The sequence below is a fragment of the Burkholderiales bacterium genome, from assembly GCA_023511995.1.
Taxonomy (GTDB): Bacteria; Pseudomonadota; Gammaproteobacteria; order Burkholderiales; family Thiobacteraceae; genus Thiobacter.
Window position 1 is genome coordinate 1 of the sequence record JAIMAL010000034.1, and the last position, 11,435, is coordinate 11,435.

The following is an 11,435-nucleotide window of genomic DNA, read 5'->3' on the forward strand; positions in this document are numbered from 1 at the left end:
ATCTGGACGAAGTACGTCTATTCGCCACACAGTGGATGTACCACTACAATCATCACCGCCCGAACATGGCCTTGGGCGGCTTCACCCCGAAACAGCGGCTGGCCATGGCCGCATAGTTCTACTTCTGGATGCCGCTAAAAGCGGGGGGATTACCGGCGCTCGCGCCAAGCTGAAAGCCCCTCGTCGAGTTTGGCGGCGGCCCGGCTCACCTGGGCGCTGGAGCGGGCAATTTCAGGCCCCACGAGGGGTTGCAACCCGTCGATCACCCGGCGGGTGGAGGCGCCTTGAACAACCATCTCGGCCAAGGCAAGACTCACCGCCCGATCGGTGCGGGCGCCGCCGTCCTACGCAGAAGGATAGAAGTCTCCGGAACGCACTTGCGGCGCCTGAAAGGTTAGCTCGCCCACACGGGTGAGCATGGTCTTGGGCTTGAAGCCGTTGGCGTCATCCCGTCGAGTGACCGTGCGCTCGTAGGGCTCGGCACGCAGGCACTGGGAGCGTTCGATCTTGCTGACTTCATCGACGAGGATGCGCGGAGCCTCGCCTGCACCATCCAGTCCATGCTCAAGCAAGACGGCATAAGCCGCCTAAAGGGGGTTGGTTTCGACACGCATTGCCATGCAAGATTCTCCTTTCTCGATGTCATGGCATCATGCCACCGCCGCGCCGCTGTGCCGGGCAGCCGCCCCGGGCGCTACGCGCCCAGGTCGTTCGCCCGGCAAAACTTCCTGCCAGCGGCCAAAACGGAATTTACGGAAAGAACGATACACAACTCGCGCTTTTTCTGCTGGTGCCAATTGGTACAGCGTAGCTCTTCCATAGCGACACACAGGCTCGGATCGCGGCCAAAGCTCGGAGCGGCGGAACGTCTCCTCCCGCTCTGCAAGTACCACGATCAGCGCGCGCTCCAGCCTGAGCACCGCAGGCGGGCTGGTGAGCGAGGGATCAGCGGGCCGCACCCTGGCCCCAAAATACAAATCGTTGCTACGGGAATCGATGACGGGGATAGTCCGGTCCAGATAGACGGGCAAGGCTCCGTAGGCTTCGTAGTCCTGGTAGAGAAACACCGGCGTGTCGGGAAAACGTGACCTGATATATGCGGCCATTTGTCTGGCGGAAATATCCTTGTCCGCGAGGGAGGCCAGATGGTGAAGCTGCACCGTCAGCGGAACGAGAAGCAAACCGAGACCAAACACTGTCGTCCTGCGCCAACCGAACGCGGCCAGGCCCGCGAGTGCCAGACAGCTCACCCATGCTGCGACGCTTGTGATCGCAAGGCTGCCGTCCGGATGGGCCGGCAATGGGTGCTGCCGACCCGTCGCGACAAGCCATATACCAATGCCGTACAGGATGAGCACCGTCAGCGCAGAAACGAGTACGGCCAGCAGGCGCCAGCGCAGGCACCTCGTGCGCGTGAGCGCTTGCGCATAGTCGGCCGTCAGCAAAGCCATGGCGGGTAGGCATAGCGTGACGTAGTAGTTGGCTTTTGCCTGCGAAACAGAAAAGAAAATGAATGGCACCCAGACACTAGCCCAGAGGAAGTGCCGAACATCCTGGCGCTGATCGCCCTGCTTGCGGCGCTGGACCGCCCACCCGAATGCCAGGACGCCAACCCAGGGGAAGGCAAACAGGAACAGTCTCGGCACATAGTAAAAGACCGAGCCAGCGTAATAATCCCTTGGTTCACGTGTACCCAGAAACCGCAAGATATGTTCGTCAACAACGAAACGCCAGGCTGCACCGGGCAAGCTGACTTCTGCCGCTACCACCCAGGCCACCACTGGCGCCAACAGCAGCAGCCAGGCGACTGGGTCGCGCGAAAGGTGCAGCACCGGCGTAAGACGCACCGGCCTGGCGGCGACGTAAGCGGCGAGGATGAGCGCGAACAGTACAGCTGGGAGAAAACCCTTGGTCAGGCATGCCAGACCGAGGGCAAGGAAAGACAGGCGAGCTAAGTTTCTGCTCTGTGTTTCCAGCGCGGCCGCAAAAGCCGCGCAACCGATACCGAAGAGACTGATGAGCAGGGCGTCTGGCATTGCCACGGAAGACATCAGCACGACGCCCAGACTGGTCAGATAAATATAGGCAGCTGCCGCTGGCGGTCCCTCTATGCGCAGGAGGCGCGCGAATCGCGCCAAGGCCAGGGCCCCCAGGATCGATGCGCCCATCGGGATGGCACGGGCGGTGGCCTCACTGATTCCCCCAAACTGGAAGGCGAAAAGCAGAAGCCAGTCCATGAGAGGCGGCTTCTCCAGATAAGGCAAACCGTTCAGTGCCGGAACCACCCAGCTCCCGCTGCGGAGCATCTCCCTGGCGGACTCGACATAGAGGGATTCGTTGCCATTGAGAAATCCGTGTCCGGTGATGCCAACAGCGGTATTGATGATCGCGAGAGAGAGCAGCCCCGACCAGAGCACGCGGTTCCCGGTGCGCACTCTTGCACGGGTAGGAGGCCGGACGGTTTGCACGAGATTCGGATGTGCTATTTGTCGATCAACGCGCAACGTCATGGGTCTATTCGCAGCTCGCCCAGCCCTGACCCGACCGCACCATTCTCCTCGCCGCCCTCCCGTTCCAACAGACTCATGGTGCGCTTTCCGTGACGGCCTTGTCGTTATCCAACCCCAACTTTCGTTCGACTGACTGCAGCATGAGGGGCAGCAAAAGCAGCGTAAATACCGTTGCAGTGACGATGCCGCCGACAATCACCACTGCGAACGGACGTTGCGTTTCCGATCCAATGCCGTGGGACATCGCCGCGGGCAGCAGACCGACCCCGGCCATGATCGCGGTCATGAGGATGGGCCGCAGGCGCCCCACCGCTCCGTCCAGCACGGCCGCGCGAAAGGCAACGCCGTTGCGGACCAGTTCGAGGACCTGCTCCACCATAATCACGCCGTTCTGCACCGAGATGCCCGCCACTGCGATGAAGCCCACCGCAGCGGATACGGAGAGATGCAAACCGGCCAGTGCCAGACCCGCCAGACCACCGATGAGCGTGAATGGGACCATTAATAACACCAACACCGCCAGATGCACGGTGCGAAACGCCCAGAACAACAGGATGAAGATGAGTCCCAGGCTCACGGGAACAATGAATTGGAGACGTTTCATGGCCCGCTGCTGGTTCTCAAACTGACCGCCCCAGGTCAGGTGGTAACCCGGCGGCAAATGCACCTTCGCTGCGACAGCCGCCATCGCCTCAGCCACAAAACTACCCTGATCACGGCCAAGCAGATTGGCCTTCACCGACACGTTGCGCTCGCCCGCCTCCCGGCTCACGCGTGCCGCACCCTGCCGCACTTCAATGCTGGAGACGGAACCGAGCGGAATCGTGCCAGCGTTGTTCGGGAGGGCCACAGGCAAGGCGGCGATATCGTCCACCGCATCACGATAAGGCTTGTCAAAGCGGAGCGTCACGTCGAAACGACGATCGCCCTCATAGAAAGTGTTGACCGTCGCTCCTGCCATCGCCGTCTGAATCATGGTGTTGACGTCGGAGATATTGATGCCGTAGCGGGCCAAACGCTCCCGATCGAGGCGCACATCCACCTCGGTCTGGCCCCCGATCCTGATTTCCGCCACATCGGCAGCACCATGAATGCCGCTCAGAACCGATGCCACCTGCCTGCCCTTGTCCTCCAATACCTCCAGATCGGGGCCAAAAATCTTCACCGCAATCTCCCCCTTTACCCCGCTCAAGGCCTCTTCCACATTGTCCTGGATCACCTGCGAGAAATTGGTATGCACACCCGGCATGGCGCGAATCCGCTCCGTCATGTCAGCGATCAGCGCGTCCTTGTCATGGAATCGCCATGCGCTCTTGGGCTTAAGGTCGGCCAGGATTTCAATGTTGTTCGGCCCCTTTGGGTCGGTGCCGTCATCCGGGCGGCCGACTTGGGACACAACGTTGTTGATCTCCGGATAGCTCTGGAGGATGCTCCGCACCTGCCGTTCAACCTCCTTGGTACGCTCCAGCGAAGTGGAGGGCGGCAGCGTAATGGTCAGCCAGATGTTTCCCTCGTCCAGCTTGGGCAGAAACTCGCTGCCCAGAAGCGGCGCCAGCGCAATGGACAGGGCGAGCAGCGCGACCGACCCCACACCGATAAGCAACCGATGCTGCCCGCACCAGGTCAGGAATCTTCGATACCGTTCCTGCGTAGCGAGCATCCATGCACTGTGCTTCTCCGCCATATCCGAATGCTTCAGCGCATAAGTGAGCAGGGCCGGCACCAGCGTCAGCGTCAGCAGGATTGCCCCAAGCAGCGCGAAGCTCAGAGTGAACGCCATGGGTGAAAAGATTTTTCCCTCCACGTGCTGGAAAGTGAAGATCGGCAGAAAGGCGAGAATGATGATCGCCTTTGAAAACAGGATGGGATGGCCGAGGGTGACAGCCGTGTGTTTGAGCGTGTGCAGCCGCCAACCGTAGCGGTCCGCCTCAGCAGTTGGCATGAGATGGTGTGCAGTCAAACGCACCATGAGCGCTTCCACCAGCACCACCGCACTGTCAATGATGATGCCGAAGTCCACTGCACCCAGTGAAATCAGGTTTGCCGATACGCCACGGGCGTCCATTAGAACAAACGTGAAAAGCAGGGATAGCGGAATGACGGACGCCACGATCAGCGCCGCGCGCCAGTTCCGCAAAAACACGATCAGGATCACCAGGACGAGGGTCGCGCCCATGATCAGGTTCTCGCTAACCGTGCGCACGGTATGGCGGATGAGGTCGGTGCGGTCGTAAAACGGCGCGATGCGAACACCGGGCGGCAGTGTTTGGTTCAGCTCGCTCACCTTCTGTTTTAAGGCTTCGATGACCTTGGCTGGATTTTGGCCTTTGGTCATCTCCACGATTCCCTCGACAACATCATCGCGCTGGTTGAATGCAACGATACCGGACCGGGTGCGTTCACCGATGACGACTTGCGCGACGTCTTTGACGAACACGGGCTTGCCATCGGTCGATGCCACCACCACCCGGCCGATGTCGTCGATACTTTCGAAAATACCGATACCCCGGATCACCAGTGCTTCGTCGCCACGCTTTAGCAATCCGCCGCCCACGTTACTGCTGCTATTGGCCAAAGCCTGGCTAACCTGGCCGATGGTCAGGTTGAATTTGCGCAGCAAATAGGGATTTATCCGGACCTGATATTCCTTGATGGTCCCGCCGAAGCTCACCACGTCGGCTACCCCGGGCACCTGGCGCAGTGCGGGTCGGATGGTCCAATCCTGGATTGCCCGAATTTCCGACAACGGCATCCCCGGTGGCGCATCCACCACATAGCGGTAGATCTCGCCCACTGCATTGGTCAGCGGCGCCAGGGTAGGCTGCGCATTCGGTGGAAGGGTTACCCCCTGAAGCTTCTCCAGCACTTGGGCGCGGGCAAAATAGTCATCGGTATGCTCGGAGAAGGTCAGGGTAATCACCGACAAACCGGTCATGGAGACGGAGCGGAGCCGCGTGAGATGAGGCACCCCGCTCATCTCTTTTTCGATAGGTAAGGTGATGCTGCGCTCAACTTCTTCCGGGCCCTGTCCCTGCGCCTGGGTGACCACCTGCACATGCACATCTTCCACGTCGGGAAAGGCCTCGATGGGCAAATTCCCAACGGCGCGCCAGCCGAAAACGACGAGAGCGATTGCGGCAAGAAGAACGAACACCCGCTGCTGCAGCGCAAAGGAAATCAGACGATCGAGCATGGTCAATTACTCGACAGTTCAGAGTTGAGCAGCAGCGCGCCACTGGTGACGATACGCTCACCCGTTTTCAGTCCGGCCTTGACGATGCTGTAGTCTCGGTCCTGTATGGAAACGTCGACGCGGCGCTTCTCCAGCCGACCAGGCGCGGTTTCCACAAACACGAAATAGTACAGGCCAGTCATTACCAAAGCGCTGTTGGGCACGCGCAGAACTTGGCGTTGGCTGTCGGCAATGAGCGTCGCCCGCGCGAACATCTCCGGTTTCAACCGTCCGCCCGGATTGGGTAACTCGCAGCGAACGGGCACACGCCGGCTGGTCGGATCCAGCGCCGCACCGATGGAAGCGACACGAGCCTGGAACACCTCATTCGGGAAAGCGTCCAGTTCCAGGTCTACGCGCTGACCAACATGAACCTTGCCCAGGTAGCGCTCTGGCAGATCGATCATGACCCACAGATTGGTGAGATCACTCACGACGAACTGAGGGCCAGGCGTGTCGGGACGAATTTCTGCCCCCGGGTTGATCTGGCGTTCCGCAACGACACCAGCAATTGGCGCGCGCAAGGCAACGCGCTCGCCTGTGCCGCCTACCTCGTTCGCACCCTGGGAAAGATTCCGTAGCCGCAAAACGGCTCGCCGCCTTTCGGCCTGCGCCTGAGCGAGGTCGGCTTCCGCGGATTCCAGATCCTTGCGCGCCAGCACTTGCCCATCGAAAAGAATCTTTGCCCGCTCATAGGCCGCTTGCTTCTGACGCAGATCCGCTTCGGCCTTGGCTGCATCCGTTACCGCACTGCCGTAATCGGGCGAGTCCAGCCACGCCAAGGGTTGACCAGATTTCACTGTGTCTCCAGGCTGCACTGCAATCTTGACAACCCGCCCCGCCAGCGGCGTGGTGACACGGGCGGTTTTGTTCTCGTCATAGGCAATTCGCGCCGGGAGAGGCTCTGTAGCGGGTTCCGCGACTTCCGTAACCGGCTGAATACGCATGTACGCAAGCTGCGGCGCGTCTGCGGGAAAGGTCAGCACATTACGGTCACCCCCCTGCTTCTCCGCCGTCATTGACCGCGGGGGCTGTTCACGTTGACCATGCCACCAGAGGTATGCCGGGCCTGTGCCAGCGACGAGCGCAATAGTCACAACACTCTTAGCGATCAATCTTCTCTTCGTCATCCTCATATCCCATCACCGCACTTTCCCACGCGGCGGAGGCTTTTGCGCAATCAGCCTGAGCCGCCTCTGCATCAAGCAGCGTGGCTTTCAAAGTACGTCGCGCATCCAACACATCCATGACACCCAGCGCGCCATGACGGTAAGCGAATTCTGCTGCTTCTGCTGCGTGACGCGCCTGCTGCACGATGTCGCTGCGGTAGCGTAGCGCCCGCGCTCGGGCTGCTTCCAGGTCCGCCCGGGCCTGAGCAATTTCGACATAAGCTTGTGCCTTTGCCCGCTCATAAGCGGCCTCGGCCGCCGACCGTTCCACCTCGGCACGGCGTATCTCGCCTTCGTAATAGGAGCCGGTGAAGAGGGGGATACTAACGCCCACACCGTACATGTTTCGTCCGCCAGGTGGGTAGTGTTCGTACTGCATCCCAACCGTCACATCGCGCGTGCGTTGCGCGCGCATTAGATCGCGGTTCTTTTCGGCCATCAGCCAGCGCGCATGCGCAGCTTTCACGTCTGCGCGTTGCGAAACGAGCTCGTCAATCGACCCGGTCCAAGAGACGGACTGGCATACGGGCCAGCCATCCGTCGCCTTCAGTTGCGGGGCCGAGGACTCCAAGCCGATCAGATAGGCCAGAGCGGACTGCGTGCGTAGAAGGTCGGCCTGGCCCTGTCGTAAATCATTTTCCGCACGCAGCGCGTCCACGCGGATGCGCGCCACATCGGTAGGCGAAACGTCCCCCGCACGCAACCGCATCTCCGCCGCATCCAGCGTGCGTTGATACAATTCCATGATGTCGCGTAGGATCGCCAGCCGGTTTTGCGCCTGTACTAGGTCAAAGTAGGCCGCCGCAACGACACTACGGGTACGGCGCCCGGCATCCGCCAGATCAGCCTGGCTGGCAGCCAGCCCCTGGCGAGCCGCAGCCACACGCAGTGCCCGCTTATCGCCACGCTCGAACAATTGGTCGACACGCACGACCGTGTCTACCGTCTTGTCCCAGGGCTTGCCGGCCCCCACGCCAGTGTGCGGATTAATCGATGTGGTGTTGAACGACAGCGTGGCATTGGGGCGCTCGCCGGCTGTTATGACGTCCGCGCGCGCAGCCTCCACGGCCCTGCGCGCATCCGCCAAGTCACGGTTTTTTGACGCCGCAAGGTCCTGCGCCTGGGCAAGGGAAAGCTCTATGGCGCCGCTCGGCACGACGTTTGGTGGCAATCCTGCCTTATCCGCCCCGGCCACGTCTCCCGACGCCACGCACAAGCACACCAGCAGGGGAAGTACTTTGCTCACCGACAATCCCAATACGCTAAACTAACGACGCGCCAGCATAGCGGCGCTTGCTTACACAAAGCTTACGCAGGGACTCCAACTTGAGAATATTAGTCGCGGAAGATGACGCGGTGCTCGCTGACGGGCTGCAGAAATCCCTACGGCAGGCGGGCTATGCCGTCGATCTGAGTAGGACCGGCAGTGAGGCGGACGCCGCGGTGCTGCATGAGGTCTACGACCTGATCATTCTCGACATCGGACTGCCCAAACTCGATGGTTTCGAGGTGTTGCACCGGCGGCGCAACCGGGGCATCGTCGTGCCTGTGTTGATCCTGACGGCGCGCGACGCCGTAGAGGACCGCGTGAAGGGACTCGACCTGGGCGCCGATGACTATCTCACCAAACCGTTCGCGCTGCGGGAACTGGAAGCGCGCGTGCGGGCGCTGCTGCGTCGCGGGCAAAGTGCCTCGTCGGCCGTCATCACCTACGGCCCACTCCGCTACGATTCATCGTCTCGGCAGGTCATGGCAAACGACACGCCGTTGGAACTCTCGGCGCGCGAACTCACAGTGTTGGAAAGCCTGCTGCTAAGCACCGGAAAAGTGGTGAGCAAGGAACAGCTGGTGGAAAAGCTGTGCGACTGGGGTGAACACGTAGGCACCAACGCCATCGAAGTTTACATACACCGGCTACGCAAGAAACTTGAGTCCTTCGGCGTTGCTATAAAAACTATTCGCGGACTCGGCTACCTGATGGAAAAGCCCCGTGACCTCTAGAACGGCCTCACTGCGCGGACAGCTGCTTTGGTGGCTGCTGCCGCCCATCTTCATCCTACTTTCCATGGCCACGTTCTTGGTCTATTCGGAAACCGTCAAACTCACCACTCTCGCCTACGATCGGGCACTGTTCGACTCTACTCAAGCGCTTGCACGCCAGGTTCGATTCCACGATGGTCAGGTGGACGTCGACCTTCCGGCAGAGGCGCGGGCCATTCTGCGCTACGACGAACACGACAATATCTATTTTCAGGTCAAGGATCCACAGGGCAAGCTCATCGCTGGCGATCGAAGCATCCCTGATCCGCCCCCCAGTGTGCACAGTCCAGATCAACCCATTTTCTACAACGCGAAACTGGAAGGACGCAACGTGCGCGTCGCGGCGATGTTTCTCGCCGGACATCCTGACACCGGTACAGGGGAGACCCTCATTAAGGTCGCGGAGACCCTCGTAAAGCGCGATACCATCACCCGTGAAGCACTCCTGGGCATCGTCGTGATTCAGCTGGCCATCCTCGTCTTTACCGCGTTGCTAGTGTGGATCGGCGTGCGGCGGGGCCTTGCGCCCCTGGATGCGCTCCGGGAAGAAATCGCGAGCCGCTCCCATGTGGACCTAAGCCCGGTGCCCGAGAGTGATTCCCCCATCGAGGTCCGCCCCCTGCTGCACTCGATCAACGACCTGCTGGTGCGACTGAAAGCCAACATCGAGGCGCAGCAACGTTTCATTGCGGACGCGGCACACCAGTTGCGCACGCCGCTGGCTGGAATCAAGACCCAGGCCGAATTCGCTCTGCGGCAGCCGGGGCCAGAGCCTATCCAAGATGCCCTGCGCCAGCTCTCGGTGAGCGCGGAGCGCGCCAGTCGTTTAGCGAATCAGCTGCTGGCCTTGGCTCGCGCGGAGCCGGGCGCCTTGCCCGAGCAACACTTCCAGCGGCTGGATCTCGCCCAGCTCGCAAAACATGCAACCACAGACTGGGTTCCCGCAGCACTCGAGAAACACATCGATGTGGGGTATGAAGGAAGCGACCGGGGAGTGATGGTGCGTGGAGACCCGCTGCTGTTGCGCGAGATGATCAACAATCTCCTGGACAATGCGATCCGATATTGCCCGAATGGCGCCCGAGTCACCACCCGCGTCACCGGCGATGACCAACCTACGCTGGTGGTCGAGGATAACGGTCCAGGCATTCCAGTCGAAGAGCGGGCGCGGGTATTTCAACGCTTCTATCGTGCAGTCGCCAGCGACGTGACCGGCAGCGGCCTCGGACTGGCCATAGTCGGTGATGGGGCCAAAGCGCACGGTGCAAGCGTGACACTCGAAAGCCTTGACGGTGTTCGCGGCACACGCGTCACCATCATCTTCCCTACCCTCTGAAAGAACCACGCGCCTCAACCCTCTCTGGGGAATCCACGCGGCGTGTGTCCTTCGTCAACCTGCGCTGGCTTGAGTCCCCTGAATCCGTGCTCTTTCATCCCAAACTGAACGCAACCCCAATTCTGCGTGATCCCGCTTCACCCAACCGACGATGCCCCGCTTTGAAGTCAAGCAATCTGCAAAGCTCAATCTCACATCCTATTCTGGGCTGGCGCTGATCGGGCAATGCTGCCAGGCGGTGCAGGTGGAAGCGGTAATCGACCCAAAACTTCCGGTCTCGCAAGGGATGAAGACCTCGGACCTGGTCAAGGCGATGGTGGGGCTCTTGACGCTCGGTAAGAGCGATTTCGAGGCGATCGAGTCGTTTCGTCATGATCGCTTCTTCAAAGAGGCTTTGGGGATCACGAAAGTCCCCTCCAGTGTCTGGATGCGCCAGCGACTGGACGCCAAGGCTGCCGAACTGCGCGAGCTCACTGATGAGCGGACGCTTCGGCTGCTCGAACGCACCGAAGCGCCCACACTGCGTACCAGGGCGACCTCTGTGCCGATCTCGACACCTTCGTGATAGACGACTCCGACACGAAGAAGGAGGCCGTCAGCCGCACCTACCAGGGCGTGGGTGGCTACACCCCGATTGCGCTTTACCTGGGCAATGAAGGCTGGAACATTGGCCTTGAGCTGCGGCCAGGTTCCCACCACTCGGTGTTGGAGACCGAGTATTTCCTGGAACGGCTCTTTCCCCGTCTGGAGCGCCTGCCCTCGGGCAAGTTCGACACCAACGATGCCATTCTTCATCTGGCCTCATTTGCCTACCACTGTATGCGCCTGCTGGGGCAGTTGGGGCTGACCGGCGAGATCGCGCTAATCCGTCATCCGGCCAAGAGAAGACGGCTGAAGGCGGTGCTGCAGGAGATCATGTACCGGGCGGCGCAGTTCGTCACCCATGCCCGAAAACTCGTGCTGGACTTTGGACGCAAGGTTGCCGATCACGCCAAAGTGTTCGTTGCGCTGCAAGACCGATTGTGGCAAGCAGCGGTGGATTCAATCTCGAAGTGCAACGCGGCTGTATGATTGGTGGATTCAATCTCGAAGTGCAACGCGGCTGTATGATTGCATAAATACCTGATGAGGTGTTTTCCAGTTCAGGC

Annotated in this window: 7 protein-coding genes and 2 pseudogenes; 4 read left to right on the top strand and 5 right to left on the bottom strand. The window is 60.6% G+C overall.

Annotated elements, in window-relative coordinates; translation table 11 throughout:
* Positions 1–116: integrase core domain-containing protein (locus K6T56_12300; protein MCL6557127.1), on the top strand; the 116-nt coding region annotated here is incomplete at its 5' end.
* A gap of 39 nt (positions 117–155) precedes the next feature.
* Here K6T56_12300 and K6T56_12305 read toward each other — a convergent pair.
* The 5 genes and pseudogenes from K6T56_12305 to K6T56_12325 form a co-directional block, all read right to left on the bottom strand.
* Positions 156–620 (bottom strand): annotated as a pseudogene (locus tag K6T56_12305) (transposase).
* A 30-nt stretch (positions 621–650) separates the two neighbouring features.
* Entirely contained in the window at positions 651–2,510 is a 1,860-nt protein-coding gene (locus K6T56_12310; protein MCL6557128.1) for a glycosyltransferase family 39 protein, read from the bottom strand.
* Positions 2,511–2,583: 73 nt separating this feature from the next.
* On the bottom strand, positions 2,584–5,703 hold the full coding sequence (locus tag K6T56_12315; protein ID MCL6557129.1) for a CusA/CzcA family heavy metal efflux RND transporter: 3,120 nt from the start codon (positions 5,701–5,703) through the stop codon (positions 2,584–2,586).
* A 2-nt stretch (positions 5,704–5,705) separates the two neighbouring features.
* Positions 5,706–6,872 carry an efflux RND transporter periplasmic adaptor subunit gene (locus tag K6T56_12320; protein MCL6557130.1) on the bottom strand — a complete coding sequence of 389 codons (1,167 nt, stop codon included), beginning with the start codon at positions 6,870–6,872 and terminating at the stop codon, positions 5,706–5,708.
* Positions 6,847–8,157 (bottom strand): TolC family protein, encoded by a 1,311-nt coding sequence (locus K6T56_12325; protein MCL6557131.1) that lies wholly within the window; start codon positions 8,155–8,157, stop codon positions 6,847–6,849. The genes K6T56_12320 and K6T56_12325 overlap by 26 nt, the downstream gene beginning before the upstream one ends.
* Before the next feature lie 80 nt (positions 8,158–8,237).
* Here K6T56_12325 and K6T56_12330 point away from each other — a divergent pair, with 80 nt between their 5' ends.
* From K6T56_12330 to K6T56_12340, 3 genes and pseudogenes are all read left to right on the top strand, one after another.
* Complete coding sequence (locus K6T56_12330) at positions 8,238–8,912, top strand: response regulator transcription factor (protein MCL6557132.1); 675 nt, start codon at positions 8,238–8,240, stop codon at positions 8,910–8,912.
* Positions 8,902–10,287, top strand: coding sequence for a sensor histidine kinase N-terminal domain-containing protein (locus K6T56_12335; protein ID MCL6557133.1), 1,386 nt, complete (start codon positions 8,902–8,904; stop codon positions 10,285–10,287). The genes K6T56_12330 and K6T56_12335 overlap by 11 nt, the downstream gene beginning before the upstream one ends.
* A 151-nt stretch (positions 10,288–10,438) precedes the next feature.
* Positions 10,439–11,358: pseudogene (locus K6T56_12340) on the top strand (transposase).
* Positions 11,359–11,435 lie beyond the last annotated feature (77 nt).

Bases quoted from the DNA above. Each gene is read 5' to 3' on its own strand.
- K6T56_12310 (MCL6557128.1), bottom strand. From the start codon at position 2,510: ATGACGTTGCGCGTTGATCGACAAATAGCACATCCGAATCTCGTGCAA.
- K6T56_12320 (MCL6557130.1), bottom strand. From the start codon at position 6,872: ATGACGAAGAGAAGATTGATCGCTAAGAGTGTTGTGACTATTGCGCTC.
- K6T56_12315 (MCL6557129.1), bottom strand. From the start codon at position 5,703: ATGCTCGATCGTCTGATTTCCTTTGCGCTGCAGCAGCGGGTGTTCGTT.